This is a genomic window from Sphaerotilus natans (assembly GCF_900156335.1).
GTDB lineage: Bacteria > Pseudomonadota > Gammaproteobacteria > Burkholderiales > Burkholderiaceae_C > Sphaerotilus > Sphaerotilus natans.
Genome location: NZ_FTMZ01000027.1, coordinates 1 through 25807, shown reverse-complemented (window position 1 = coordinate 25807; position 25807 = coordinate 1). Strand labels below are relative to the sequence as shown.

Below are 25807 nucleotides of genomic sequence, written 5' to 3'. Positions count from 1 at the left end.
CAGCAGCCAGGAAAGAAAAGAAAAAGGGCCCGCCCTACCGGACGAGCCCTCGATGAGGCCGGATCAGCGCTGGATCAGCGCGGGATCAACGCTTGGCCAGGCGCTGCCAGGTGTCGACGACCGTGTCGGGGTTCAGCGAGATCGACACGATGCCTTCCTGGGCCAGCCAGTCGGCGAAGTCCGGGTGGTCGCTGGGGCCCTGGCCGCAGATGCCGATGTACTTGCCGCGGGCGCGGCAGGCGGCGATGGCGCGCGCGATCAGCGCCTTGACGGCCGGGTCACGCTCGTCGAAGTCAGCCGCCAGCAGTTCCAGGCCGGAGTCGCGGTCCAGACCCAGCGTCAGCTGCGTCAGGTCGTTCGAGCCGATCGACATGCCGTCGAAGAACTCGAGGTAGTGCTCGGCCAGGATGGCGTTGCTCGGGATCTCGCACATCATGATCAGGCGCAGCTCGTTCTGGCCGCGCTTGAGGCCCTGCTCGGCCAGCATGTCCACGACGCGCTCGGCCTGCTTCAGCGTGCGCACGAAGGGCACCATGATCTCGACGTTGGTCAGGCCCATGTCGTTGCGCACGCGCTTGAGCGCCTCGCACTCCATCGCGAAGGCCTCGCCGAACTCCTTGCTGACATAGCGCGCCGCGCCGCGGAAGCCCAGCATCGGGTTCTCTTCTTCCGGCTCGTAGCGGCTGCCGCCGATCAGCTTGCGGTACTCGTTGGACTTGAAGTCCGACAGACGCACGATCACCGGCTTGGGCCAGAAGGCCGCAGCGATGGTGGCGATGCCCTCCACCAGCTTGTCGACGTAGAACGCACGCGGGCTGGCATGACCACGCGCCACCGACTCGACCGCCTTCTTGAGGTCGGAGTCGATGTTCGGATAGTCGAGGATCGCCTTCGGGTGCACGCCGATGTTGTTGTTGATGATGAACTCGAGGCGGGCCAGACCGACGCCGGAATTCGGCATCTGGCAGAAGTCGAAAGCCAGCTGCGGGTTGCCGACGTTCATCATGATCTTGACCGGCGAGTACGGCAGCTCGCCGCGCTGGACCTCGCTGACCTCCATCTCGAGCAGGCCGTCGTAGATGTAGCCGGTGTCGCCTTCCGAGCAGGCGACCGTGACCAGCTGGCCGTCCTTCAGCAGCTCGGTGGCGTCGCCGCAGCCGACCACCGCCGGGATGCCCAGCTCGCGGGCGATGATCGCCGCGTGGCAGGTCCGGCCGCCGCGGTTGGTGACGATGGCGGCGGCGCGCTTCATCACCGGCTCCCAGTTCGGGTCGGTCATGTCGGTGACCAGCACGTCGCCGGGCTGCACCCGCTCCATCTCGGCGATCGAGTGGACCAGGCGGACCGGGCCGGTGCCGATCTTCTGGCCGATCGCGCGGCCTTCGGCCAGCACGACGCGGTCACCCCCGGTGGTGAGCTTGTAGCGGTGCTCGACCTTGCCGGCGGCCTGGCTCTTCACCGTCTCGGGACGGGCCTGCAGGATGTAGAGCTGGCCGTCGACGCCGTCCTTGCCCCACTCGATGTCCATCGGGCGGCCATAGTGCTGCTCGATGATCAGCGCGTAGTGGCCCAGCTGCGTGATGTCCTCATCGGTCAGCGAGTAGCGGTTGCGCAGCTCGGTGGGCGTGTCGGTGGTCTTGACCAGCTTCTTCGAGGCGGCCTTCTCCTCGGGCGTGGCGAACTCCATGCGGATCAGCTTGGAGCCGAGGTTGCGGCGGATGACGGCGAACTTGCCGTTCTTCAGCGCCGGCTTGTGCACGTAGAACTCGTCCGGGTTGACCGCGCCCTGCACCACCGTCTCGCCCAGGCCGTAGCTGGAGGTGATGAAGACCACGTCCTGGAAGCCCGACTCGGTGTCCATCGTGAACATCACGCCGGCCGCACCCAGGTCCGAGCGCACCATGCGCTGGATGCCGGCCGACAGCGCGACGTCGGCGTGCGCGAAGCCCTTGTGGACGCGGTAGGAGATCGCGCGGTCGTTGTAGAGCGACGCGAACACTTCCTTGATCTTGTGCAGCACGTCCTCGATGCCGACGACGTTCAGGAAGGTCTCCTGCTGACCGGCGAAGGAAGCGTCGGGCAGATCCTCGGCGGTGGCCGACGAGCGCACCGCGAAGGAGGCTTCCGGGTTGCCTTCGGTCAGACGTGCGAACTCGGTGCGGATCGCCGCTTCGAGGTCGGCGGGGAACGGCGCGTCCTCGACCCAGCGACGGATCTCGGCGCCGGCTTCGGCCAGCGCGCGCACATCGTCGGTGTCCAGGTTGTCCAAACGGGCGTTGATCTTGCCGGTCAGGTCGCTGGCCGCCAGGAACTCGCGAAAGGCATGAGCGGTCGTGGCGAAGCCGCCAGGCACACGAACGCCCGAGGCCGCCAGCTGGCTGATCATTTCACCGAGAGAGGAATTCTTGCCGCCGACCGTGTCGACGTCGGTCATCCGCAGCTGCTCGAACGGGACGACCAGGGCGGTTTCCAGATGGGTTGAAGACATGACAAAGCTCCATGATGTAGAAAAACCGGAGCTTCCGGGCCGGACCGGTCCCCGCGGCGCAGAAGGCAGCCAGGGCAGACGAGAACGGTGGCGGCGCGACCTGTCACCCGACGCGCTTGTCGTCGTTCTGGGTGGGCGTGGGCGGGGCGGCGCGGCATCGGCAGTGGAAGCGAATTGCCGGCCATTCTAGGGTCATCCCGGCCTATCATGTACCCGACATGTACCCTTAAGCATCAATACGCAGCTGCTCATGCCCAACCGCACAGTCTTCTTCGTCTCTGACGGCACCGGCATCACCGCCGAGACCTTCGGCAAGTCGATCCTCGCACAGTTCGCCACCAAGCCGCGCCATGTCCGGCGCCCCTTCATCGACACCGAGGACAAGGCCGAGCAGGTGGTGCGGGAGATCAACATGACGGCCGCGCAGGAAGGCGTGCGCCCGATCGTGTTCATCACGCTGGCCAACGAGCTGGTGCGCGAGCGGCTGACCGCGGACGCCAACGCGCTGGTGCTCGACATGTTCCGCACCTTCGTCGAGCCGATCGAGGCCGAGCTGGGCATGAAGAGCAACCACCGCGTCGGGCGCTTCTCCGATGTCGCCAAGAGTCAGGAATACCACGACCGCATCGAGGCGATCAACTTCTCGCTGGCGCATGACGACGGCCAGTCGGCGCGCAACCTGGCCGAGTCCGACGTGATCCTGGTGGGCGTGAGCCGCTGCGGCAAGACGCCGACCTCGCTCTATCTGGCGATGCAGCACGGCATCAAGGCCGCCAACTGCCCGCTGATTCCCGAGGACTTCGAGCGCGGCAAGCTGCCCTCGATGCTGCTGCCGCACCGCCACAAGTGCTTCGGCCTGACCATCGACGCCGACCGGCTCAGCCAGATCCGCAACGAGCGTCGTCCGGGCAGCAAGTACGCCGCGCTGGAGAACTGCCGCTACGAGATCAACGAGGCCGAGGCGATGATGAAGCGCGAGGGCATCTCCTGGCTGTCGTCGACGCACAAGTCGATCGAGGAGATCGCCACCACCATCCTGCGCGACCTGCGCCCGGACCGGCTGATCTACTGACGCTCTGCTGATGCTCAGCGGCGCGCCTGGCGCGCCGATTCGTACAGGCAGATCGCGGTGGCAGCCGCCACGTTGAGCGACTCCTCGCCACCAGGCTGCGGGATGGTCACCGTCAGCGCGCAGCGCGCCATCAGCTCCGGGCCGACGCCCTGCCCTTCGTGGCCGAAGACCCAGGCGCAGGGCGCGGGCAGCGCCAGCCGGTCGATCGCGGCCTCGGCATGCGAGCTGGTGGCCACCAGCGGCACCGCCAGCGCGTCCAGGTCGGCTGGCGCCAGGCTCTCGACCAGGTGCAACGCAAAATGCGCGCCCATGCCGGCACGCAGCACCTTCGGCGACCACAGCGCCGCGCTGCCCTTCATCGCCAGCACCTGGCGCACGCCCAGCGCCGCGGCGCTGCGCAGGATGGTGCCGACGTTGCCGGGATCCTGCAGCCGGTCGAGCACCACAGTGGCCACGCCGGGCAGCGGCGGCTGGCCGCCTGAGGGCAGATCGATCAGGAAGCCGATCGACACCGGCGACTCCAGCGAGCTGATCTCGGGCAGCAGCGCGTCGTCGATCACGACGATCTCGGCGGCCTGCAGCGCCAGCGCGCGCGGCCCCGGCTGCAGCCAGGCCGAGGCGCCGACCACCGCCAGCGCCGCCTGTCCGCCCCGCGCCAGGAAAGCCCGCGCCAGATGGTCGCCCTCGAGCCAGACCTGGCCGAGGCGCCGGGAGGCGGCCGGCTCGTTGGCCAGCCGGTGCAGCGTCTTGACCAGCGCATGCGCGCGCGAGCTGATGTGGCGGGGTTCTCTCATCGGGGGCTTCGGCAGGCGTGTTCGAGCTCGGCGCGGCGCACCGGGGCGTAGGAGCGGCGATGCTGCTCGCAGGGCCCGAGGCGATTCAGCGCGTCGAGATGGGCGGCGGTCGGATAGCCCTTGTGGACATCGAAGCCGTAGCCCGGGTGGAGGGTGTGCAGTTCGGCGCAGAGCCGGTCGCGGTGGACCTTGGCCAGGATGGAGGCCGCGGAGATCGCGGCGACCTTCGCGTCGCCCTTGACGATGGCCTCGGCCGGGATGCGCAGCGTCGGGATGCGGTTGCCGTCGACCAGCACCTTGGCCGGACGCAGGCGCAGGCCCTCGACCGCGCGACGCATCGCCAGCATCGTCGCGTGCAGGATGTTGAGGCGGTCGATCTCCTCGACGCTGGCCTCGGCGATGCAGCAGGCCAGCGCCTTGGCGCGGATCTCGTCGAACAGCCGCTCGCGCCGGCGCGCGGTCAGCGCCTTGGAATCGCCCAGGCCGTCGATCGGCTGCAGCTCGTCGAGAATGACCGCCGCAGCCACCACCGGCCCGGCCAGCGGGCCGCGCCCGGCCTCGTCCACGCCGGCCACCAGGCCGGGACGATCGAAGACGAAGGCGAACTGCGCAGGCTCAGGCACAGCCGCCACGCCATCAGCGGCCGAGGACCTGCGCGACCGCATCGCTGGCCCGGCGCGCCGTGTCCTGGCGCAGCAGATGATGGAGTTCGGCGAAGCGCTGGCCGACGCCCTCGCAGCGCGAGGGGCTGTCAAGCCACTGCTGCGCAGCCTGTGCGACCGCCTCGGGCGTGCAGGAGTCCTGCAGCAACTCCGGCACGACGAAGCCGCGCAGCAGGATGTTGGGCAGACCGACCCAGGGCTGGTAGGCCATGCCCTGCATCCGGATCCACGACAGCCAGTGCATGTTGTAGGTGATGACCATCGGCCGCTTGAACAGCGCCGCCTCCAGCGTGGCGGTGCCGCTGGCGATCAGCGTCAGGTCGCAGGCGGCCAGCGCCTCGTGCGAGCGGCCGTCGAGCACCTGCAGCTCGAACTGGCCGGCGAACTTCGCCACCATCGGATCGAGCAGGTCGCGCACGCCGCGCATGGCCGGCAGCACGAAGCGCAGGCCCGGGTTCTGCTTCGCCAGCCGCGCCGCCGCACCCAGCAGGGCCGGCGCGATGTGGCGCACCTCGCCGCGCCGGCTGCCCGGCAGCAGCGCGATCACGCGGGCGTCGAGCGGCAGGCCCAGCGCGGTGCGCGCCGCCTCGCGCGGCACCTCCAGCGGGATCGCGTCGGCCAGCGGATGGCCGACATAGCTCGCGGCGATGCCGGCGCGCTGGTAGATCTCCGGCTCGAAGGGGAACAGGCACAGCACATGGTCGACCGCCTCGCGGATCTTGTGGATCCGCCCGCCCCGCCAAGCCCAGATCGACGGGCTGACGAAGTGGATGGTCTTGGTGCCGGCCTTCTTCAGCCGGGCCTCCAGGCCGAGGTTGAAGTCGGGCGCATCGACCCCGATGAAGGCGTCGGGGCGCGCCTTCAGCAGCCGGTCGCCCAGCTCGGCGCGCAGCGCGAACAGCCGGCGCAGCCGCAGCAGCAGCTCCAGGCTGTAGCCATGCACCGCCAGCAGGTCGTAGTTCCACCAGGCGTCGAAGCCCTGGGTCTGCATCTGCGGGCCGCCCAGCCCGAAGGACTGCAGCGCCGGCCAGCGCTGCTTCAGCCCCCCCAGCAGCAGCTGGGCCAGCAGATCGCCGGAGGGCTCGCCGGCCACCATGCCCAGGCGCGGATCGCTCGTCGTCATCGTCAGCCTGTCGGTCCGTCAGCGCACGATGCCCCGGCCGGCCGAGGCGAGGAAGTCGAGCATCATCGTGATGTCGGCCTCGGCCTCGGGATGCTCGGCGCGCAGCGCCTCGATCTCGGCGCGGGCAGCCTCCAGCGTCAGGCCCTTGCGGTAGAGCGCGCGGTACATCTGCTTGATGGCCAGGATGCGCTCCGGGCCGAAGCCGCGGCGCTTCAAGCCTTCCTGGTTGAAGCCGTGGGCCTCGCAGGGATTGCCGGCCACCATCACGAAGGGCGGCACGTCCTGGGCGATGCGCGAGGCGAATCCCGCCATCGCGTGCGCGCCGACGCGGCTGAACTGGTGCACGCCGGTCAGCCCGCCGAGGATCGCCCAGTCGCCCACCCGCACATGCCCAGCCAGCGTGGTGACATTGGCCATGATGGTGTGGCTGCCGATGCGGCAGTCGTGCGCGACATGCACATAGGCCATGATCCAGTTGTCGTCGCCGATGCGGGTGACGCCCTCGTCCTGGACGGTGCCGGTCGAGACGGTGCAGAACTCGCGCAGCGTGTTGCCGTCGCCGATTTCCAGCCGCGTGGGCTCGCCGGCGTACTTCTTGTCCTGCGGGTCCGAGCCCAGCGAGCAGAACTGCCAGATGCGGTTGTCGCGCCCGATCGTGGTGTGGCCCTCGATCACGCAATGCGGACCGATGCGCGTGCCCGCGCCGATCTCGACCTGCGCGCCGATGATGCTGTAGGGGCCGACGACGACCGACTCGTGCAGCCGGGCCGCCGGATCGACCACCGCGGTGGGATGGATCTGCGTCATGAACGAAACAGTCGCGGACTTCAGCCGACGCGGCGCATCGTGCACATCAGCTCGGCCTCGGCGGCGAGCATGCCGTCGACGGTGGCGCGGGCGCTGTACTTGTAGATGCCTGCGCGCACCCGGTCGACCGTCGACTCCAGGATGAGCTGGTCACCCGGCTCGACCGGGCGCTTGAAGCGCGCGCCGTCGATGCCGGCGAAGTAGACCACCATGTCGTCGGTCAGCTGCTCGCCCATCGAGGTGAAGGACAGCAGCGCCGAGGTCTGCGCCAGCGCCTCCAGGATCAGCACGCCGGGGAAGACCGGCCGGCGCGGGAAGTGGCCGGTGAAGATCGGCTCGTTGAAGGTGATGTTCTTGATCGCCCGGATGCTCTTGTGCAGCTCGATGTCGAGCACCCGGTCCACCAGCAGGATCGGGTAGCGGTGCGGCAGCTTCTTCATGATCTGATGGATGTCCATCGTGATCGGGGTGCGCTGCGGCGTGGCGGAGGTCTCGTCGGACGGGTTCGTCGTGCTCATGATGTCTTGCTTTGCTTCTCGAGGGCGCGGATGCGGTCGCGCAGGGTGTGCAGCTGCCTCAGCGTGGCGGCATTGCGCTCCCAGGAGGCGTTGTCGTCGATCGGGAAGATCCCGCTGTAGTGGCCGGGCTTGCGCAGGCTGTGCGTGACCACGCTGGTGGCCGAGACGGTCACGCCGTCGGCGATCTCCAGATGGCCCAGGATGTTGGCGCCGCCGCCGATCGCGCAGCCGCGCCCGATGCGGGTGCTGCCGGCCACACCGGTGCAGCCGGCCATCGCGGTGTGCTCGCCGATGCGCACGTTGTGGCCGATCTGGATCAGGTTGTCGAGCTTGACGCCCGCGCCGATGACGGTGTCGTCGAGCGCGCCGCGGTCGATGCAGGTGTTGGCGCCGATCTCGACATCGTCGCCGATGACGACGCCGCCGAGCTGCTCGATCTTCTCCCAGCGCCCCTGGTCCGGCGCGAAGCCGAAGCCGTCGGCGCCCAGCACCACGCCGCTGTGCAGCAGGCAGCGCGCGCCGACGCGGGTGCCTGGCATCAGCGTGACCCGCGGCGCCAGCCGGGTGCGCTCGCCCACCACCACGCCGGCGCCGACGAAGCCCAGCGGCCCGATCACCGCCCCATCGCCGATGACGGCACCGGACTCGATCACCGCCTGCGCCCCCACCGAGACGCCCTCGCCCAGCACCACATCCGGCGCGACCACCGCGCTCGGGTGAATGCCGACCGGCGCGACCGGACGGGTGCGCGCCGCCCACCACTGGGTGAGCCGCGCAAAGTGCAGATAAGGGTCGGGCACGACCAGCGCGACGCAGCCCGGGCGCACCGCATCACGCGCCGCCGCGGACACGATGACGCAGCCGGCGTCGGTCTCGGCCAGCTGGGCGCGATAGCGCGGATTGGCGAGAAAGCTGATCGTGCCGGCGTCGGCGCCCTGCAGCGGACCGATGCGGCGAATCAGCCGCTCGCCCGGCGCGGGCACCGAAGCATCGGCGACGAGTTCTCCCCCGAGCCCGGCCTGCAGCTCGTGCAGGCGCACGGAGAAGTCGGGCCTCACTTGGCCGGCGCGGCGTTCAGGGCCTTGATCACCTTGTCGGTGATGTCCACGCGCGGACCGGCGAAGACCACCGGATCCTGCAGGATCAGGTCGTACTTCTCGCTGTCGAAGATCTGCTTGATGACCTTGTTGGCGCGATCGACCACCGAGGCCAGCTCCTCGTTCTTGCGCTGGTTCAGGTCTTCCTGGAACTCGCGGCGCTTGCGCTGCAGGTCGCGCTCCTGCTCGACCAGATCGCGCTGGCGGCGTGCACGCTCGGCCTCGGCCAGCGTGACCTGGTCCTTCTCGAACTTGTCGGCGGCGGCCTTCAGACGCGCGGCGGCATCGTTGAGCTCCTTCTCGCGGCGACCGAACTCGGTCTCCAGCTTGGCCTGCGCGGCCTTGGCCGGCGCGGCGTCGCGCAGCATGCGGTCGCTGTTGACATAGCCGATCTTGAGCTCCTGAGCGACCGCACCGGCCGGCGCCGCAAGCAGGGCCGTCGCGGCAGCCGCAGCGGCTGCGGCGGCGGACAGGCGGGCGATCATCGGGCGGAAGTGTGAATTCATCATCAGAATGCGGTACCGATCTGGAACTGGAAGCGCTGGATTCTATCCTGCGGAAACTTCCGCACCGGCTGGCCCCAGCTGAGCTTGAGCGGGCCGACCGGCGAGATCCACGACAGGCCGAGGCCGGCCGACGCGCGGAACGAGGCCAGCGTCGGCGTCTCGTCCTCGCCCCAGACATTGCCGGCGTCGAAGTAGCCGAAGATCCGCAGCGTGCGGTCGTTGCCGACGCCGGGGAAGGGGAAATACAGCTCGCCGTTGAGGTTGACGCGCTGGGTGCCGCCCAGATAGGCGCCGGTCACGTCGACCGGGCCGAGCGAGTTCTGGTCGAAGGCGCGTACCGTGCCCAGGCCGCCGCCGTAGAAGCTCTTGAACACCGGATAGTCGCGTCCGCCCAGGCCCTTGGCATAGCCGAGCTCGGCGTTCAGGCCCAGCGTGAGCTTCTTGCTCAGCGGGAAGTACTGCTGGATCTGGTAGTTGTTGCGCAGGTAGCGGGTGTCGCCGAAGGCGGCCCACTCGATGTTGACGCGCTGGTAGCGGCCCTCGTTGGGCACCAGCGCGCTGTCGCGGCCGTCGCGCTGCCAGCCCAGCGTCAGCGGATAGGAGGTGCTGGAGCGGCCGTAGGTGGCGCGGTAGCGGTAGAAGGCCTCCGGCAGCGCGGTGGCCGAGCGCATCGTGGTGCGCTCGGCACCGATGCCGAAGAACACCGTGTCGTAGTCGGAGAACGGCACGCCGAAGCGCACCGAGGCGCCCGGCGTCACCAGCTCGTAGGACTCGCCCTGGCTGTTGACCGGCTTGTTGGTGCGGTAGTAGACATCAAGCGAGCGCGAGATGCCGTCGCGGGTGAAGTAGGGATCGACGCTGGACAGCACCAGGGTGCGCGAGGACTTGCTGGTGTTGAGCTCCACGCCCAGGTAGTTGCCCGAGCCGAAGACATTGTCCTGCTTGATCGAGCCGCTCAGCGAGAGCTTGTCGGCGCTGGAGAAGTTCGCGCCGACCATCAGGCTGCCGGTGGGCTTTTCCTTGACGTTGATCGTCAGGTCGACCTGGTCGGCGGTGCCGGGCACCTCCTGCGTCTCGATGTCGACCTCGCTGAAATAGCCCAGGCGGTCGACCCGGTCGCGCGAGAGCTTGATGCGCTGGCCGTCATACCAGGCCGACTCGAACTGGCGGAACTCGCGCCGGATGACCTCGTCGCGGGTCTTGGTGTTGCCCGAGACGTTGATGCGCCGGACATAGACGCGCCGGCCCGGATCGGCATTGAGCTGGACCTCGACCCGGCCAGTGTCGCGATCGATGCGCGGCACCAGCTCGACCCGCGCGAAGGCATGGCCGAACAGGCCGAAGCGGTCCGAGAAGGCCTTCTGCGTGGCGGCGACCTCCTCGGCCTTGTAGGGCTCGCCCGGGCGGATCGACACCAGCGAGCGGAACTCCTCGTCCTTGCCCAGATAGTCGCCCGAGAGCTTGACGCCGGTGACGATGTAGCGCCGGCCCTCGCGGATGTTGATGGTGATCGAGATGTCCTGCTTGTCCGGCGAGATCGCGACCTGGGTCGAGTCGACGTTGAACTCGAGGTAGCCGCGGTTCAGGTACCAGGCGCGCAGGGTCTCCAGGTCGGCATTGAGCTTGGTGCGCGAGTAGCGGTCGCTCTTGGTGTACCAGGTCATCATGCCGCCGGTGGTCAGGTCGAGCTGACCGAGCAGCGTGCTCTCGGAGAAGGCCTCGTTGCCGGTGATGCGGATCTCGCGGATGCGCGCCACGCCGCCCTCGGACACCGCGAAGGTCACGTTGACCCGGTTGCGGTCGACCGGGGTGATGGTGGTGACCACCTCGGCGCCGTAGAGGCTGCGGGTCAGGTACTGGCGCTTGAGCTCCTGCTCGGCGCGGTCGGCCAGCGCCTTGTCGAAGGGCTGGCCCTCGCCGACGCCGATGTCCTTGAGCGCCTTGATCAGCGTGTCGCGATCGAACTCGCTGGTGCCGGTGAAGTCGACCTTGCCGATGACCGAGCGCTCCTCGACGACGACGACCGCGACCTGGCCCTCGATCTCGATGCGCACGTCCTTGAACAGGCCGGTGGCGAACAGCGCGCGCAGCGCCGCCGCGCCCTTCTCGTCGCTGTAGGTGTCGCCGACGCGAAAGGGCAGCGACGCGAACACCGTGCCCGCCTCGGTGCGCTGCAGGCCCTCGACGCGGATGTCCTTCAGCGTGAAGGGCGTCACCGCCAGCGCCGGCAGCGAGGCTGCGGCCACCATCAGCGCGACGGCGCAGGCTCGGGGAGAGGAAACGGGGAGGAAGGCGGGTACGCGCATGCGGTCAGTGCAGGCCCAGGTAGCGGGCCACGTCGTTGTACAGGGCGAGCGACATCATCAGCAGGATCACCATCAGGCCCCCGCGCTGCAGCCGCGCGATCCACACCTCGGGGATCGGGCGGCCGATGGCACCCTCGATCAGATAATACAGGAGGTGCCCGCCGTCGAGCATGGGCAGCGGCAGCAGGTTCAGGACCCCGAGACTGACGCTGACCACCGCCAGGAAGCCCAGGTAGTAGGCCAGCCCCAGCTCGGCCGACTGGCCGGCATAGTCGGCGATCGTCAGCGGACCGCTCAGGTTCTTCAGCGAGGCGTCGCCGGTGATCATGCGGCCGAACATGGTCAGCGACATCGTCGCCATGTCCCAGGTGCGCTCGACGCCGCGCAGCAGGCCGTCGACCAGGTCGAGCCGCACCAGATTGGTCTGCGGCCGGGCACCGACCACCGCCTCGATGCGGCCGATGGCCTGGCCGCGCTCCTCGACCCGGGCCGGCTGCACCGTCAGCTCGAGGCGCCTGCCCTCGCGCTCGATCCACCACTGCTGGGGCGCGGGCTCGCCCCGGCTGCCGGATTCGCGGATCAGCGCGCGCAGCGCGGCGGCGTCGACGATCTCCTGCGCATCGACGCGCAGCACCCGGTCACCCGGCCGCAGTCCGGCCCGCTCGGCCGGGCCAGCAGCCACCAGCTCGCCGATGACCGGCTCGGCATAGGCCGCGCCGATGCCGATGCGCCGGGCCAGCGCGGCATCGGCCTCGCCGGCCTCCAGCGCGGCCAGCGGCAGCAGGCGCTCATGGCGACCGCCGCCGTCGGCGCGGGTCAGCTCCAGACGCAGGTCGTGGCCGTCGAGCGCGGCGCGGGTGGCCTGCCAGCGCAGGTCGATCAGCGAATCCACCTCCTGCCACTCTCCGCTGCCCTCCAGCGACCAGCGCCGGGCCCAGTCACCCGCCTGCAGTCCGGCCTGTGCGGCCACGCTGCCCGATGGCGGCGTGCCCAGCACCGCACGCGGCTCCTGGGTGCCGATCCATGACGAGGCCGCATACAGCAGCACCGCCAGCACCAGATTGGCCACCGGGCCGGCGGCGACGATGGCCGCACGCTGGCGCAGCGACTTGCGGTTGAAGGCGCGGCCCAGCTCATGCGGCGCCACCGGGCCCTCGCGCTCGTCGAGCATGCGCACGTAGCCGCCCAGCGGCAGCAGGCTCACCGCCCATTCGGTCTCGCCGATGCGGCGCGTCCAGATCGTCTTGCCGAAGCCGATCGAGAAGCGCAGGACCTTGACGCCGCACGCACGCGCCACCCGGTAGTGGCCCCATTCATGGACGACGATCAGCACGCCGAGCGTGACGAGAAAGGCGATCAGGGTGTTCATGCGAGCTCAGACGCCCAGACGGGCGACGAGTTCAGTCGCATGGCGCCGCGCCATCGCATCCAGCTCGAGCAGCCCCTCGAGCGAGCCGGCCGCGCCGGCGGGAATCGACAGCGACTCCAGCGTGCCGGCATTGACCGCGGGAATGCGGTCGAAGCGCAGCCGCCCGGCCAGGAAGGCCTCGACCGCGATCTCGTTGGCGGCGTTGAGCACCGCGGTGCTGCCGGGTGCGGCCTCCAGCGCCGTCCAGGCCAGCTGCAGGCCGGGGAATCGCGCCGCGTCGGCCTCCTCGAAGGTCAGCGCCTTGAGCGAGAGGAAGTCGAGCTGCTCGGCGCCGGACTCGATGCGCTCCGGCCAGGCCAGGCCGTAGGCGATCGGCACGCGCATGTCGGGCGTGCCCAGCTGCGCCAGCACCGAGCGGTCGCGGCAGACCACCATCGAGTGGATGATGCTCTGCGGATGGATGACGACGCGCACGTCGCGCGGCGCCAGGTCGAACAGCCAGCGCGCTTCGATCACCTCGAGCGCCTTGTTCATCATCGTGGCCGAGTCGACCGAGATCTTGCGGCCCATGACCCAGTTCGGATGCGCGCAGGCCTGCTCGGGCGTGACCTCGCGCAGGCTCGCCGGGTCGCGCTGGCGGAACGGCCCGCCCGAGGCGGTCAGCACGATGTGGTCGATGCGCTGCGCCCAGGTGGTGCGGTCCTCGGGCAGGCACTGGAAGATGGCGGAATGCTCGCTGTCGATCGGCAGCAGCGTGGCGCCGCCCTCGCGCACCGCGTCCATGAAGAGCTGGCCGCCGACGACCAGCGCCTCCTTGTTGGCCAGCAGCAGGCGCTTGCCCGCGCGCGCCGCCGCCAGGCACGGCGGCAGGCCGGCCGCGCCGACGATGGCCGCCATCACGCTGTCGACCTCCGGGTGCGCCGCCACCTGCTCGAGCGCGGCCGCGCCGGTCAGCACCTCGGTGGCCAGGCCCTCGGCGCGCAGGCGCTCGGAAAGCGCACGGCCCAGCTCGGGCGTGGGCAGCACCGCGAAGCGCGGACGCCAGCGCGCGCACTGCGCCGCCAGCTCGTCCACGCGGCTGTGCGCGCTCAGCGCGAAGACCTCGTAGCGGTCGGGATGGCGGGCCAGCACGTCGAGCGTGTTCGTGCCGATCGAGCCGGTCGAGCCAAGCACGGTGACGCGGTGGCGCGGCGCGCCACCCGGAGTCTTCAGGGATGCGGTCATGCGGAGATCAGGGCAAGCGCCAGCGGGCACACCGGCAGCAGGGCATCGATGCGGTCGAGCACGCCGCCGTGGCCGGGCAGCAGCGCGCTGCTGTCCTTGGCGCCGGCGCTGCGCTTGACCAGGGATTCGAACAGGTCGCCGACCACGCTCAGCGCAGCCAGGAACAGGCAGGAGACGATCAGGCCCAGCGGGCCGCCGCGCTGCAGCAGCAGCGTGTACAGGCTCGGCCCGTCGGCCAGACCCTGATGGTCGAAGGCGATCCAGGCCAGCGCCAGCGCCAGCACGCCGACCATGCCGCCCCAGACGCCCTCCCAGCTCTTGCCGGGACTGATCGCGGGCGCGAGCTTGCGCCGGCCGAAGGCCCGGCCGCTGAAATAGGCGGCGATGTCGGCCATCCAGACCAGGCAGAAGACCGACAGCAGGAAGTTCAGGCCGCGTGCGCGCCCTTCGGCGATCGCCAGCCAGGCCAGCCACAGCAGCAGCACGCCACCGGCCAGACGCAGCAGCGACGGCGCCTGCGGCCAGGACGCCACGCCGCGGCGCAGCACCCAGGCGCCGCCCAGCACCCACAGCAGCAGCGCGAGCTGCCAGAGCACGCCAGGACTGTGGCCGATCCAGCCGATCTGCCACATCGCGGCCGAGCCGGCCGCGACCACCGCGCCGCCGGCCAGCGCCGAGACGCCGGGCGCGCCATTGAGCCGGAACCACTCCCAGCCGGCGGCGGCGATCATCACCAGCGTCAGCAGCGCGAAGGGCCATGGAGCCTGCGCGAACAGCGCCGGGAGAAGCACCAGCAGCATGAGGACTGCGGTGATGATGCGCTGCTTGAGCATGCGGGAAGCGACAGTGTCGGAGGGTCGGGACAGGCGCCGGGACTCAGGCGTCGGGGGCCAGCGTGATCTTCTCGCCGGAGGCGGAGATGTCGGTCTTCACGCCGCCGTAGCGACGGTCACGCGAGGCAAAGGCCGCGATGGCGCGGTCGATCTCGCGCTCGTCGAAGTCCGGCCAGAGGCAGTCGGTGAAGTGGAACTCCGAGTAGGCGATCTGCCAGAGCAGGAAGTTCGAGATGCGCACCTCGCCGCCGGTGCGGATAAACAGGTCCGGGTCCGGCGCATAGGCCATCGCCATGTGGCGCGACAGCAGCGCCTCGTCGACCTGCTCGGCCTGCACGCCGGAGGCCACCGCCTGGCGCACCGCCTGCACGATGTCCCAGCGGCCGCCGTAGTTGAAGGCCACCGACAGCGTGATGCGGGTGTTGGCCTCGGTGCTGCGCTCGGCATGCTCCCAGGCCGCGCGCACCTTCTCCGACACCGCAGCCCGGTCGCCGATGATGCGGATGCGCACCCCCAGGTCGGACAGCCGCGTCAGATAGGTCGCCACCGCGGTCAGCACCAGGTTCATCAGGCCGGAGACCTCCTCGTCGGGACGCTTCCAGTTCTCCGAGGAGAAGGCGAAGACCGTCAGGTACTCGACGCCGCGGTCGGCGCAGGCATTGATCGCGCGGATCAACGAATCGACGCCGTACTTGTGCCCGACGATGCGCGGCATGAAGCGCTTGTTGGCCCAGCGCCCGTTGCCATCCATGACGATGGCGATGTGGCGCGGGATGGCCGGCTTGGCGGACTTCGGAGCGGCTGCCATCGCGTCAGACCGCCATGACCTCGGCTTCCTTGGCCTGGACCAGCTTGTCGATCTCGGCGATCGTGCGGTCGGTCAGCTTCTGGATGTCGTCGTTGGAGCGGCGCTCGTCGTCCTCGGAGATCAGCTTGTCCTTCAGCAGCTTCTTGGCCTGGTCGTTGGCATCGCGGCGCAGGTTGCGCACCGCCACGCGGGCATCTTCACCGGCGTTGCGCACCACCTTGGTCAGCTCCTTGCGGCGCTCCTCGGTCAGCGCGGGCAGCGGCACGCGGATCAGGTCGCCCAGCGAGGACGGGTTCAGGCCCAGATCGGACTCGCGGATCGCCTTCTCGATCTTGGCGCCCATGCCCTTTTCCCAGGGCTGCACGCTGATGGTGCGCGCGTCGATCAGCGAGACGTTGGCGACCTGGCTGATCGGCAGCATCGAGCCGTAGTACTCGACCTGCACCTGGTCCAGGATGCCCGGGTGGGCGCGGCCGGTGCGGATCTTCTGCAGTTCGTTCTTGAAGGCCTCGATGGACTTGGCCATCTTGGCGTCGGCGTTCTTCTTGATGTCGGCAATGCTCATCGTTTTGCTCCTGAGACTCTGGACGGCGGACCCGGATGGCGGCCCAGGATCAGACGTGGACCAGGGTGCCCTCGTCCTCGCCCAGCACGACCCGCTTCAGGGCGCCCGGCTTGAAGATCGAGAAGACCTTGATCGGCAGCTTCTGGTCGCGGCACAGCGCGAACGCGGTCGCGTCCAGGACGGCCAGGTTGCGGCCGATCGCCTCGTCGAAGGTCAGCGTCGCGTAGCGGGTCGCCGTCGGATCCTTCTTCGGATCGGCGGTGTAGACGCCGTCGACCTTGGTCGCCTTCAGCATGATCTGCGCGCCGATCTCGGCGCCGCGCAGCGCGGCGGCCGTGTCGGTGGTGAAGAAGGGGTTGCCGGTGCCGCCGGCGAAGACGACCACCTTGCCTTCTTCGAGGTATTGCAGCGCCTTCGGGCGCACATAGGGCTCGACCACCTGGTCGATGCTCAGCGCCGACATGACACGCGCGGTCATGCCTTCCTGGCGCATCGTGTCGGCCAGCGCGAGCGAGTTCATCACGGTGGCGAGCATGCCCATGTAGTCGGCGGTGGCGCGGTCCATGCCCACCGCCCCGCCGGCCACGCCGCGGAAGATGTTTCCGCCGCCGATCACCACCGCCACCTCGCAGCCGAGCGCCGTCACTTCCTGGACCTCGCGCACCATGCGCACGATGGTCGCGCGGTTGATGCCATAGGCGTCATCGCCCATCAGGGCCTCGCCGGAGAGCTTCAGAAGGATGCGTTTGTATGCGGGCATGCAGTGACCTCGATATAAGCGGAAAAAACGATCTCGCGAGTTTAGGCCAGCCGAGGCGCGGGACGCCATCGCACCACGCGCCTCGACCGGAGTCAGGCCGGAATCAGGCCGACTTGCTGGCAGCGGCGACCTGCGCAGCCACTTCGGCAGCGAAGTCGTCCTGCTTCTTCTCGATGCCTTCGCCGACGACGAACATCGTGAAGCCGGCCAGCGAGGTGCCGGCGCTCTTCAGGTAGGCACCCACGGTCTGCTTGCCGTCGGCGGCCTTCACGAAGACCTGGTCCAGCAGCGAGACTTCCTTCAGGAACTTCTGCACCGAACCTTCGACCATCTTGGCGACGATCTCGGCCGGCTTGCCCGACTCGGCAGCCTTCTCGGCAGCGATCTTGCGCTCCTTCTCGACCAGCTCGGCCGAGACCTCGGCCGACGACAGCGCCGCCGGCTTCATCGCGGCGATGTGCATCGCGGCGTCCTTGGCGGCGACGGCGTCACCGGTGTACTCGACGACCACGCCGATGCGCACGCCGTGCAGGTAGTGGGCCAGCGCGCCGCCACCCTCGTAGCGCTTGAAGCGGCGGATGGTCATGTTCTCGCCGATCTTGCCGATCAGGCCCTTGCGCACGTCCTCGACCGTCGGGCCGAAGTCTTCCATCGCCAGCGGCAGGGCCGACAGGGCCTCGACGTCGGCCGGGTTGTGCTCGGCCACCAGGTTGGCGCAGGACTGCACGAAGGACAGGAAGATCTCGTTCTTCGAGACGAAGTCGGTCTCGCAGTTGACTTCCACCATCGCGCCGGTCGAGCCGTTGACGGCCGCGGCAATCACGCCTTCGGCGGTCACGCGCGAGGCGGCCTTGCCGGCCTTGTTGCCCAGCTTGACGCGCAGGATCTCTTCCGCGCGGACCATGTCGCCGTCGGCTTCGGTCAGGGCCTTCTTGCACTCCATCATCGGCGCGTCGGTCTTCGCGCGCAGATCAGCAACCATCTTGGCGGTAATCGCAGCCATGGGAACTCTCCTAAACCTGAATACGTGAAACTGAAAAAAAGGGGCTGAATCAGCCCCTTGCAAGCCGAGTCGGGGGGACTCAGGCGGCGTCGCTCACCTCGACGAATTCATCGGCGCCGGCGACGGCCTCGACGACTTCGTTGACGGCGTTGTTCTTGCCTTCCAGGACGGCGTCAGCCATCACGCGGGCGTACAGCGCCACGGCCTTGGCCGAGTCGTCGTTGCCGGGGATGACATAGTCGATGCCGACCGGGTTGTGGTTGGTGTCGACCACGCCGATGACCGGGATGCCCAGCTTCTTGGCTTCGGCGATGGCGATCTTGTGGAAGCCCACGTCGATCACGAACAGCGCGTCAGGCAGAGCAGCCATGTCCTGGATGCCACCGATGTCCTTTTCCAGCTTGGCCAGCTCGCGCTGGAACAGCAGGCCTTCCTTCTTGTTCATCGACTCCAGGCCGGCTTCCACCTGGGCCTGCATGTCCTTGAGCTTCTTCAGCGAACCCTTGACGGTCTTGAAGTTGGTCAGCATGCCGCCCAGCCAGCGCTGGTCGACGAAGGGCATGCCGGCACGGGCAGCTTCCTCGGCGACGATCTCGCGCGCCTGGCGCTTGGTGCCGACGAACAGGATGGTGCCGCGCTTGGCCGCCAGCTGGCGGGCGAACTTGGTGGCTTCCTCGAAGAGCGGAACGGTCTTCTCGAGGTTGATGATGTGGATCTTGTTGCGATGGCCGAAGATGTACGGAGCCATCTTCGGGTTCCAGAAACGGGTCTGGTGGCCGAAGTGGACGCCTGCTTCGAGCATGTCGCGCATCGTGAAGGACATGAGATCACTCCTGAAAGGTTGGATCTAGAATCCGACTCGGATCGCAGGCGAGAGACGCACCGCACGGGCGCAGCTCGCTGCAACACCTTCAGCCAGTCGGATCCGGGATTGATTCATCCGTCCCGAACACCGGGGTCGGCTCTCGGCGCACCGCGCGCCGGGAAGACGCCGCGACTCGACGCGGCACCGGACAAACCCCGAGAGTATAGCAAGCCTTGCACACCCCCGACCTGCACACGCTGCGCAAGCAGCTCGACGAAGGCGCCACCGATGCCCTGACGCTGCTCGACCAGGCCCTGGCCGCAGCCCGCTCGCCGCGCTGTGCGCATGCCTTCGTCACGCTCGACAAACAGGGCGCACGCGCCGCGGCCGCTGCGCCCACAGGCGCGCTCGCCGGGCTGCCGGTCAGCGTCAAGGATCTCTACGACATCGCCGGCCAGGTGACGAGCGCGGGCTCGGTCGTGCTGGCGGACCGCCCCCCGGCCACGGCGGATGCGCCCGCGGTGGCGCGGCTGCGTGCGGCCGGCGCGGCGCTGATCGGGCGCACGCAGATGACCGAGTTCGCCTTCTCCGGCGTCGGCATCAATCCACACCACGGCACGCCGGCCAATGCGGCGATGGCCGTGCTCGATCCGGCAGCGCCCGCCTGCGTGCCCGGCGGCTCGACCTCGGGCGGCGCGGTCTCGGTGGCCTGCGGCGCGGCGGTGGCGGCACTGGGCAGCGACACCGGCGGCTCGATCCGCATCCCCGCGGCGCTGCACGGCCTGGTGGGCTTCAAGAACACGCAGGCGCTGACGCCCGCGGCCGGCAGCATCCCGCTGGCGCCCAGCCTCGACACCGTCTGCGCGATCACCCGCAGCGTGCGCGACGCCGTCGTGCTGCACGAGATCCTGGCCGAGCGCGTCGTGCGCCTGGACGCCGTGCCGCTGGCCGCGCGCCGGCTCGCGGTGGTGCGCACGCTGATGCTCGACGCGCTGGAGGCGCCGGTCGCAGCCGCCTTCGAGCGCACGCTGCAGGCCCTGGCCCGCGCCGGCGCGCACGTCGAGTTCATCGACCTGCCGCTGCTGGACGAGCTGCCGCGCCTGACGCAGGACGGCGGCCTGCCCGCCGCCGAGAGCTGGGCCTGGCACCGCGAGCTGCTGGCGCGCGAGGGCGATCGCTACGACCCGCGGGTGGCCGCGCGCATCCGCCGCGGCGCGGCGATCACGCCAGCGGCGCTGGCCGCGCTGCACGCCGCTCGCGCCGACTGGATCGGGCGCATGTCAGCGGCACTGGGCGGCTTCGACGCGGTGCTGTCGCCGACGGTGCCGATGACCCCGCCGCCGCTGGCGCCGCTGCTGGACGACGACGCCGCCTTCTTCGAGGTCAACGCGCGGCTGCTGCGCAACCCCTCGGTGGTCAACCTGCTCGACGGCTGCGCGATCAGTCTGCCCTGCCACGCGCCCGGCAGCGCACCCGTGGGCCTGATGGCCTGGAGCCTGGGCGGACGCGACGACCGGCTGCTGTCGCTGGCGCTGCAGATCGAGGCCCTGCAATGAAGGCCCCGACGAACGACGCGGTCGACGTCATCCTCGACACCAATGTCGTGCTCGACTGGCTGGTCTTCCGCCACGCCAGCGGCCTGGCGATCGGCGAAGCCATCGAGGCCGGACGGCTGCGCTGGATCGTCAGCCCGGCGATGCAGGAGGAGCTGACCGACGTGCTCGGCCGCCTGCTGCACCTGCCCACGCTGATGCGCTGGGCCGAGCGGCACGCGCCGGCCAGTCAGGAGGTCGCGCGGCTGGCGCAGCCGGTCGCCGCCCCGGCTGCGCTGCCCTACCCCGAGCGCCTGCGCTGCACCGATCCGGACGACCAGTGCTTCATCGACCTGGCGGTGTCGCGGCGCACGCCCTGGCTGATCACCCGCGACCATGCGCTGCGGCGGCTGGCACGACGCGCGCGCGCCTTCGGCGTCGCGGTGGTCACGCCGGAAGGCTGGGCCGCCGCCCAGGACACCGCGGCATGACCGCGCCCGCTGCCCGCGCCCTGCCCGTCCTGCCTGCGGACCACCGGCCGGTGCGGCTGGCCGATCTGCTCGCGCGGGCGCCGGGCCCGTGGCCGCTGCATGACGCCGCCGCCTCGCGCACGCTGGACGCGCTGGCGGCCAAGGCGCTGCCGGCACACACGCTGATGCAGCGCGCCGGCCGGGCGGTGGCGCGGCTGGCGATGGCGCTGGCGCCGCATGCGCGCCGCATCCATGTGCTGGCCGGCCATGGCAACAACGGCGGCGACGGCTTCGAGGCCGCACTGCACCTGCACCGCGCCGGCCGCGAGGTGCGGCTGCATGTGATCGGCCGCGACAGCGCCGACGGACGCGCGCCAGCCTGGCCGCCGGATGCCGCCGCCTCGCGCCGGCAGGCCGAGCTCGGCGGCGTGCCCATCATCGCCGGGCTGGCACCGCAGGCGCTCGACGGCGCCGAGCTGGTGATCGACGCGCTGCTCGGACGCGGCCTGACGCGCCCAGCCAGCGGCGCGGTGGCCGATGCGATCCGGCTGTGCAACGGCTCGGGCGTGCCGGTGCTGGCGGTCGATCTGCCCTCCGGCCTGCCCGGCGACACCGGCGCGCTCGAGATCGACGCCGCCTGCGTGCAGGCGCGCTGGACCCTGGCACTGCTGTCGCTGGCGCCGGGCCTGCTGACCGCGCACGGCCGCGACCCGGCCGGCGAGATCTGGTGGGACGACCTGGGCGTGCAGCTCGCGCACCCGGACTTTCCTGTTCCGGCGGCCCGGCTGCAAGGCGCGGCCGGACTGCAGACGCTGTGGCCGGCACGGCGCCATGCGCAGCACAAAGGCAGCTTCGGCGATGTGCGCATCGTCGGCGGCGCCGACTCGATGGGCGGCGCGGCGCTGCTGGCCGGGCGCGCGGCGCTGGGTGCCGGCGCAGGCCGCGTCTGGGTCGATCTGCTGGACGACGACGCGCCCCGGCTCGATCCGGTCCACCCGGAACTGATGTTCGCCCCGACCCCGCAGGACGAGCGGCTGGCGACGAGCACCGTGGTCGCGGGCTGCGGCGGCGGCGAGGCGGTGGCGGCGCGGCTGCCGGGGCTGCTGGCACAGGCCGGTCGGCTGCTGCTCGATGCCGACGCGCTCAATGCGCTGGCCCGGGATCCGGCGCTGATGCAGGCGCTGCGCGAGCGCGGCGCCGAGGGCCGACCGACGCTGCTGACGCCACATCCGCTGGAGGCCGCGCGCCTGCTCGGCTGCAGCGCCGCCGAGGTGCAGGCCGACCGGCTGCGCGCGGTGCGCGAGCTGGCCGCGCGCAGCGGCGCGGTGGTGGTGCTGAAGGGCTCGGGCACGCTGATCAGTCGACCGGGCGCCCTGCCCTGGATCAACGCCAGCGGCCATGCCGCGCTGGCCACGCCCGGCAGCGGCGACGTGCTGGCCGGCTGGATCGCCGGCCTGTGGAGCCAGATCTCAGGCGACCGCGCGATCAGCGGCGAGACCGCGCTGGACCGGGCCGAACTGGCGGCCCGCCACGGCGTCTGGCTGCACGGCCGCCGCGCAGAGCGCCTGGCCCCGGGCGGTCAGGCGCTGGTGGCCAGCCGCATCGTGCCGGACGGACAGGACCGCTGAGACCGCCGTCGCCCGCCTTGGCCTTCATCAGCGCCGACGCTTGGCCGCGCTGTTCTTGGTGGCCGTCTTGCCGGCGGATTTCGCCACACGCTTGGCGGCCTTGCGTGGAGGCCGCGCACTGTTCGTGCGGTCCCGCTCGCGCGACGCGGCACGGCGCACCGCCCGATCCGCCTCGGTCACCGACTGCAGCTCGTCCTGGGCCCGCGCGGGCGAGCGCTCCCGCCCGCCCTTGCCAGCCGGTGCCGCCGGCGGCAGCGCCGGTGCCAGCGGATCGCGCACCAGACGGAAGTCGATGCGCCGCCCGTCCAGATCGACCCGGCTGACCTGCACCCGGATGCGCACGCCCACCGCGTAGCGCACGCCGGTGCGCTCGCCACGCAGCTCCTGGCGCACCTCGTCGTAGCGGAAATACTCGCCGCCCAGCTCGGTGATGTGCACCAGACCCTCGACATACAGCTCGTCGAGCTGCACGAACAGGCCGAAGCTGGTCGCCGCGCTGACCGTGCCGGAATACTCCTCGCCCAGGCGATCGCGCATGAACTTGCACTTCAGCCAGGCCTCGACGTCGCGCGAGGCCTCGTCGGCGCGGCGCTCGTTGGCGCTGCAATGCGCGCCGGCGGCCTCCCAGGCCTCTAGGTCGCGCGGCGCGATGCCCTCCATCCGGGGCATCGGCTTGGCGGCGGCCCCACCGGGGCGCCGGCGCAGCGGCTGCGCCGCCCCCGGAATCGAGGACTTCACCACCAGCGCGTACTTGCGCTTGCCCAGGATCGCCTTGATCACACGGTGCACCAGCAGGTCCGGGTAGCGCCGGATCGGGCTGGTGAAGTGCGTGTAGGCGTCGTAGGCCAGACCGAAGTGGCCGCTGTTGAAAGGCGTGTAGATCGCCTGCTGCATCGAGCGCAGCAGCATCGCATGGATCTGCGCCGCGTCCGGCCGGTCGCGCGTCTGCTGCGCCAGTGCCTGCAGCTCGGCAGGCTTGGGCTCGTCGCTGACCGACAGGTTCAGGCCCAGGCTGCGCAGATAGGCCTGCAGCGCCACGCGCTTCTCGGGCGTCGGCCCCTCGTGCACGCGGTACAGGCTCGGGTGCTTGCCCGCCTGGATGAAGTCGGCGGCGCAGACGTTGGCCGCCAGCATCGCCTCCTCGATCAGCCGGTGCGCCTCGGTGCGAACCCGCGGCACGATCTTCTCGATGCGGCCGTTGTCGTCGCAGACGATCTGCGTCTCGGTGGTCTCGAAGTCGATCGCACCGCGTGTGGCGCGCTGCCTGAGCAGCACGCGGTAGACCTCGTGCAGGTGCAGCAGGTGCGGCACCAGGTCGGCGCGGCGCTGCGCCTCCGGGCCGCGGGTGTTCGACAGCACCGCCGCGACCTCGGTGTAGGTCAGTCGCGCATGCGAGCAGATCACCGCCGGATAGAACTGGTAGGCCGCGACCTCGCCGCCGGCATCGACCAGCATGTCGCAGACCATCGAGAGCCGGTTCTGCTCGGGGTTGAGCGAGCACAGGCCGTTGGAGAGCTTCTCCGGCAGCATCGGGATGACGCGGCGCGGGAAATAGACCGAGGTCGCGCGCTCGTAGGCATCGTCATCGAGCGGATCGCCCGGCTTTACATAGTGGCTGACGTCGGCGATGGCCACCACCAGGCGCCAGCCCTTGCGCCGCCCGACCTTGGCCGGCTCGCAGTAGACCGCGTCGTCGAAGTCGCGCGCGTCCTCGCCGTCGATCGTCACCAGCGGCACGTCGGTCAGGTTGATGCGCTGCTTCGCGTCGACCGCGCGCACCCGGTCGGGCAGCTTGCCGGTCTGCGCCAGCGTCTCCGGCGAGAAGCGGTGCGGCACCTCGTACTTGCGCACCGCGATCTCGATCTCCATGCCGGGATCGTCGATGTCGCCGAGCACTTCAGTGATGCGCCCGACCGGCTGCGAATGCAGCGACGGCGGCTCGGTCAGCTCGACCGCGACCACCTGGCCGGACTCGGCCTGTGCGGTGGCGTTCTTCGGGATCAGGATGTCCTGGCCATAGCGCTTGTCCTCCGGCGCGACGATCCAGACGCCGTTCTCCAGCAGCAGCCGGCCGATGATCGGCGCGCGCCGCCGCTCCAGGATCTCGAGCACCCGCCCCTCCGGGCGGCCCTTGCGGTCGTAGCGCACGATGCGCACCCGGACCCGATCGCGATGCAGCACCGCCCTCATTTCCTGCGGTGCCAGATAGATGTCGGCCTCGCCGCCCTCCACCACCACGAAGCCGTGACCGTCACGGTGACCCTGCACCGTGCCTTCCACTTCACTCATCAGCGTGCTGTTCAACGAAATTCCTTCTCAAACACTTGCGGATCGAATTTCTCTCATGCTACACTGGCGTTCTTCGCTGATCGGAACAAAATTTCGAAACAGCGCAAGAGCCCAGGTGGCGGAATTGGTAGACGCACTAGTTTCAGGTACTAGCGGGTAACTCCGTGGAGGTTCGAGTCCTCTCCTGGGCACCACCAACGAATCCAGCATACGCCAGATTCGACAACTTGCACAGACCTTTGAAATCCCGGTCTGAGCTCGTATTCAGGATTTCATGGCCCAGGTGGCGGAATTGGTAGACGCACTAGTTTCAGGTACTAGCGGGTAACTCCGTGGAGGTTCGAGTCCTCTCCTGGGCACCAGACAGACAAAAAGCCGGCTTCATGCCGGCTTTTTTCATTGGTGCGCAACAGACCAAACAGACCATCCAGAACACGATGATGGCTGCCACCATGAAAAAGGCCCGCTCACCTCTCGGTGAGCGGGCCTTTTCATTCGACTGGAGGATCAGACCATCAGACGCTGGTCTTGCGCAGCAGGCCGTCCGGACGCAGCGAATCGTATTCCTCGAAGGGCTGATGAATCCACGGGCTGGTGGGCAGCATCTCGACGAAATAGTCCGGCGTGTAGCAGGACACGCCCTTGACCCACAGCACCGCCGAGCGCAGCTCGCGGATCGAGGGCATGCCGCGCAGGCGCTCGACCACCGCCTGCAGCGTCACGCCGGAATCGGCCAGATCATCGACCAGCAGGACACGACCCGCCAGCTCGCCCTTGGGCATGGTGATGTACTTGGCCATGTCCAGACGACCCTGGATCGTGCCCGCCTCAGCACGATAGGAGCTGGTGGCCATGATGGCCAGCGGCTTGTCGAACACGCGCGACATCACGTCGCCGGGACGCAGGCCGCCGCGGGCCAGACACAGGATCTGGTCGAATTCCCAGCCGGATTCGTGGACCTGGATGGCCAGTCGTTCGATCAGGGCGATTGCATTAGCCACCGCCCCGATTGAGTGGTAACAATCCAGCCCGACCTCGCAGCCCCAGACACGATGCAAGACCACCCGACGGCCCCCGGCGATGAGCTGATGCAGCACTTTGAAGACCTGGCCGATCCGCGCCGGCAGACCGGCCGCTTCCAGTACCCG

General features: G+C 69.7%; 23 protein-coding genes and 2 tRNA genes. 6 read left to right on the top strand and 19 right to left on the bottom strand.

Annotated features, from left to right (window positions below; all coding sequences use genetic code 11):
* Nucleotides 1-85: 85 nt before the first annotated feature.
* Nucleotides 86-2488: a phosphoenolpyruvate synthase gene (gene ppsA / locus BW996_RS18670; protein WP_037477732.1), complete on the bottom strand. Its 2403-nt coding sequence runs from the start codon at nt 2486-2488 to the stop codon at nt 86-88.
* A gap of 250 nt (nt 2489-2738) precedes the next feature.
* Here ppsA and ppsR point away from each other — a divergent pair, with 250 nt between their 5' ends.
* Nucleotides 2739-3560 (top strand): posphoenolpyruvate synthetase regulatory kinase/phosphorylase PpsR, encoded by an 822-nt coding sequence (ppsR, locus tag BW996_RS18665; RefSeq protein WP_037477734.1) that lies wholly within the window; start codon nt 2739-2741, stop codon nt 3558-3560.
* 14 nt (nt 3561-3574) lie between these two features.
* Here the strand turns inward: ppsR and BW996_RS18660 are convergent, their stop codons facing one another.
* The 16 genes from BW996_RS18660 to rpsB form a co-directional block, all read right to left on the bottom strand.
* Entirely contained in the window at nt 3575-4354 is a 780-nt protein-coding gene (locus tag BW996_RS18660) for a TrmH family RNA methyltransferase (protein WP_037477736.1), read from the bottom strand.
* Entirely contained in the window at nt 4351-5019 is a 669-nt protein-coding gene (gene rnhB, locus BW996_RS18655; protein WP_051631468.1) for a ribonuclease HII, read from the bottom strand. Before rnhB ends, BW996_RS18660 begins: the two co-directional genes overlap by 4 nt.
* Complete coding sequence (gene lpxB, locus BW996_RS18650) at nt 4991-6139, bottom strand: lipid-A-disaccharide synthase (protein ID WP_037477738.1); 1149 nt, start codon at nt 6137-6139, stop codon at nt 4991-4993. Before lpxB ends, rnhB begins: the two co-directional genes overlap by 29 nt.
* An 18-nt stretch (nt 6140-6157) precedes the next feature.
* On the bottom strand, nt 6158-6946 hold the full coding sequence (lpxA, locus tag BW996_RS18645; protein WP_037477740.1) for an acyl-ACP--UDP-N-acetylglucosamine O-acyltransferase: 789 nt from the start codon (nt 6944-6946) through the stop codon (nt 6158-6160).
* A gap of 20 nt (nt 6947-6966) precedes the next feature.
* A complete protein-coding gene (gene fabZ, locus BW996_RS18640) occupies nt 6967-7404 on the bottom strand; it encodes a 3-hydroxyacyl-ACP dehydratase FabZ (RefSeq protein WP_037477782.1) in 438 nt (145 codons plus the stop codon).
* A 56-nt stretch (nt 7405-7460) separates the two neighbouring features.
* The gene (gene lpxD, locus BW996_RS18635; RefSeq protein ID WP_037477742.1) at nt 7461-8522 is read right to left on the bottom strand and encodes a UDP-3-O-(3-hydroxymyristoyl)glucosamine N-acyltransferase; all 1062 of its coding nucleotides are present in this window, start codon (nt 8520-8522) and stop codon (nt 7461-7463) included.
* On the bottom strand, nt 8519-9046 hold the full coding sequence (locus BW996_RS18630) for an OmpH/Skp family outer membrane protein (RefSeq protein WP_241461807.1): 528 nt from the start codon (nt 9044-9046) through the stop codon (nt 8519-8521). The genes lpxD and BW996_RS18630 overlap by 4 nt, the downstream gene beginning before the upstream one ends.
* 23 nt (nt 9047-9069) lie before the next feature.
* Nucleotides 9070-11373, bottom strand: coding sequence for an outer membrane protein assembly factor BamA (gene bamA, locus BW996_RS18625; RefSeq protein WP_037477746.1), 2304 nt, complete (start codon nt 11371-11373; stop codon nt 9070-9072).
* Nucleotides 11374-11377: 4 nt separating this feature from the next.
* Nucleotides 11378-12742 carry an RIP metalloprotease RseP gene (rseP, locus tag BW996_RS18620; protein ID WP_037477749.1) on the bottom strand — a complete coding sequence of 455 codons (1365 nt, stop codon included), beginning with the start codon at nt 12740-12742 and terminating at the stop codon, nt 11378-11380.
* Nucleotides 12743-12748: 6 nt separating this feature from the next.
* Nucleotides 12749-13966, bottom strand: coding sequence for a 1-deoxy-D-xylulose-5-phosphate reductoisomerase (ispC, locus tag BW996_RS18615; protein WP_051631469.1), 1218 nt, complete (start codon nt 13964-13966; stop codon nt 12749-12751).
* Entirely contained in the window at nt 13963-14799 is an 837-nt protein-coding gene (locus tag BW996_RS18610) for a phosphatidate cytidylyltransferase (RefSeq protein WP_037477751.1), read from the bottom strand. Before BW996_RS18610 ends, ispC begins: the two co-directional genes overlap by 4 nt.
* Before the next feature lie 43 nt (nt 14800-14842).
* A complete protein-coding gene (uppS, locus tag BW996_RS18605) occupies nt 14843-15607 on the bottom strand; it encodes a polyprenyl diphosphate synthase (protein ID WP_037477753.1) in 765 nt (254 codons plus the stop codon).
* Nucleotides 15608-15611: 4 nt separating this feature from the next.
* Nucleotides 15612-16172 (bottom strand): ribosome recycling factor, encoded by a 561-nt coding sequence (gene frr / locus BW996_RS18600; protein ID WP_037477755.1) that lies wholly within the window; start codon nt 16170-16172, stop codon nt 15612-15614.
* 49 nt (nt 16173-16221) lie between these two features.
* On the bottom strand, nt 16222-16932 hold the full coding sequence (gene pyrH / locus BW996_RS18595) for a UMP kinase (protein ID WP_037477757.1): 711 nt from the start codon (nt 16930-16932) through the stop codon (nt 16222-16224).
* A 103-nt stretch (nt 16933-17035) separates the two neighbouring features.
* Nucleotides 17036-17935: a translation elongation factor Ts gene (gene tsf, locus BW996_RS18590; protein WP_037477759.1), complete on the bottom strand. Its 900-nt coding sequence runs from the start codon at nt 17933-17935 to the stop codon at nt 17036-17038.
* 79 nt (nt 17936-18014) lie between these two features.
* Entirely contained in the window at nt 18015-18758 is a 744-nt protein-coding gene (gene rpsB, locus BW996_RS18585) for a 30S ribosomal protein S2 (protein ID WP_037477761.1), read from the bottom strand.
* 215 nt (nt 18759-18973) lie between these two features.
* Here rpsB and BW996_RS18580 point away from each other — a divergent pair, with 215 nt between their 5' ends.
* The 3 genes from BW996_RS18580 to BW996_RS18570 are packed head-to-tail and all read left to right on the top strand — an operon-like array spanning nt 18974 to nt 22370.
* On the top strand, nt 18974-20296 hold the full coding sequence (locus tag BW996_RS18580) for an amidase (RefSeq protein WP_037477763.1): 1323 nt from the start codon (nt 18974-18976) through the stop codon (nt 20294-20296).
* The gene (locus BW996_RS18575) at nt 20293-20763 is read left to right on the top strand and encodes a PIN domain-containing protein (protein ID WP_037477765.1); all 471 of its coding nucleotides are present in this window, start codon (nt 20293-20295) and stop codon (nt 20761-20763) included. The genes BW996_RS18580 and BW996_RS18575 overlap by 4 nt, the downstream gene beginning before the upstream one ends.
* Nucleotides 20760-22370, top strand: a complete 1611-nt coding sequence (locus tag BW996_RS18570) for an NAD(P)H-hydrate dehydratase (protein WP_081837915.1) — start codon at nt 20760-20762, stop codon at nt 22368-22370. Before BW996_RS18575 ends, BW996_RS18570 begins: the two co-directional genes overlap by 4 nt.
* Before the next feature lie 27 nt (nt 22371-22397).
* Here the strand turns inward: BW996_RS18570 and rnr are convergent, their stop codons facing one another.
* Nucleotides 22398-24659 (bottom strand): ribonuclease R, encoded by a 2262-nt coding sequence (rnr, locus tag BW996_RS18565; RefSeq protein ID WP_076459050.1) that lies wholly within the window; start codon nt 24657-24659, stop codon nt 22398-22400.
* Nucleotides 24660-24768: 109 nt separating this feature from the next.
* Between rnr and BW996_RS18560 the strand changes: the two genes are divergently transcribed.
* A tRNA-Leu gene (locus tag BW996_RS18560) sits at nt 24769-24853 on the top strand.
* 83 nt (nt 24854-24936) lie between these two features.
* A tRNA-Leu gene (locus BW996_RS18555) sits at nt 24937-25021 on the top strand.
* A 153-nt stretch (nt 25022-25174) separates the two neighbouring features.
* Here BW996_RS18555 and BW996_RS18550 read toward each other — a convergent pair.
* Nucleotides 25175-25669 carry a phosphoribosyltransferase gene (locus BW996_RS18550; protein ID WP_375136228.1) on the bottom strand — a complete coding sequence of 165 codons (495 nt, stop codon included), beginning with the start codon at nt 25667-25669 and terminating at the stop codon, nt 25175-25177.
* Nucleotides 25670-25807 lie beyond the last annotated feature (138 nt).

Coding starts and splice junctions, on each gene's coding strand:
- ppsA (WP_037477732.1), bottom strand. CDS start 2,488: ATGTCTTCAACCCATCTGGAAACCGCCCTGGTCGTCCCGTTCGAGCAG.
- ppsR (WP_037477734.1), top strand. CDS start 2,739: ATGCCCAACCGCACAGTCTTCTTCGTCTCTGACGGCACCGGCATCACC.
- BW996_RS18660 (WP_037477736.1), bottom strand. CDS start 4,354: ATGAGAGAACCCCGCCACATCAGCTCGCGCGCGCATGCGCTGGTCAAG.
- rnhB (WP_051631468.1), bottom strand. CDS start 5,019: ATGCGGTCGCGCAGGTCCTCGGCCGCTGATGGCGTGGCGGCTGTGCCT.
- lpxB (WP_037477738.1), bottom strand. CDS start 6,139: ATGACGACGAGCGATCCGCGCCTGGGCATGGTGGCCGGCGAGCCCTCC.
- lpxA (WP_037477740.1), bottom strand. CDS start 6,946: ATGACGCAGATCCATCCCACCGCGGTGGTCGATCCGGCGGCCCGGCTG.
- fabZ (WP_037477782.1), bottom strand. CDS start 7,404: ATGGACATCCATCAGATCATGAAGAAGCTGCCGCACCGCTACCCGATC.
- BW996_RS18630 (WP_241461807.1), bottom strand. CDS start 9,046: ATGATCGCCCGCCTGTCCGCCGCCGCAGCCGCTGCGGCTGCCGCGACG.
- bamA (WP_037477746.1), bottom strand. CDS start 11,373: ATGCGCGTACCCGCCTTCCTCCCCGTTTCCTCTCCCCGAGCCTGCGCC.
- rseP (WP_037477749.1), bottom strand. CDS start 12,742: ATGAACACCCTGATCGCCTTTCTCGTCACGCTCGGCGTGCTGATCGTC.
- ispC (WP_051631469.1), bottom strand. CDS start 13,966: ATGACCGCATCCCTGAAGACTCCGGGTGGCGCGCCGCGCCACCGCGTC.
- BW996_RS18610 (WP_037477751.1), bottom strand. CDS start 14,799: ATGCTCAAGCAGCGCATCATCACCGCAGTCCTCATGCTGCTGGTGCTT.
- uppS (WP_037477753.1), bottom strand. CDS start 15,607: ATGGCAGCCGCTCCGAAGTCCGCCAAGCCGGCCATCCCGCGCCACATC.
- frr (WP_037477755.1), bottom strand. CDS start 16,172: ATGAGCATTGCCGACATCAAGAAGAACGCCGACGCCAAGATGGCCAAG.
- pyrH (WP_037477757.1), bottom strand. CDS start 16,932: ATGCCCGCATACAAACGCATCCTTCTGAAGCTCTCCGGCGAGGCCCTG.
- tsf (WP_037477759.1), bottom strand. CDS start 17,935: ATGGCTGCGATTACCGCCAAGATGGTTGCTGATCTGCGCGCGAAGACC.
- rpsB (WP_037477761.1), bottom strand. CDS start 18,758: ATGTCCTTCACGATGCGCGACATGCTCGAAGCAGGCGTCCACTTCGGC.
- BW996_RS18575 (WP_037477765.1), top strand. CDS start 20,293: ATGAAGGCCCCGACGAACGACGCGGTCGACGTCATCCTCGACACCAAT.
- BW996_RS18570 (WP_081837915.1), top strand. CDS start 20,760: ATGACCGCGCCCGCTGCCCGCGCCCTGCCCGTCCTGCCTGCGGACCAC.
- rnr (WP_076459050.1), bottom strand. CDS start 24,659: ATGAGTGAAGTGGAAGGCACGGTGCAGGGTCACCGTGACGGTCACGGC.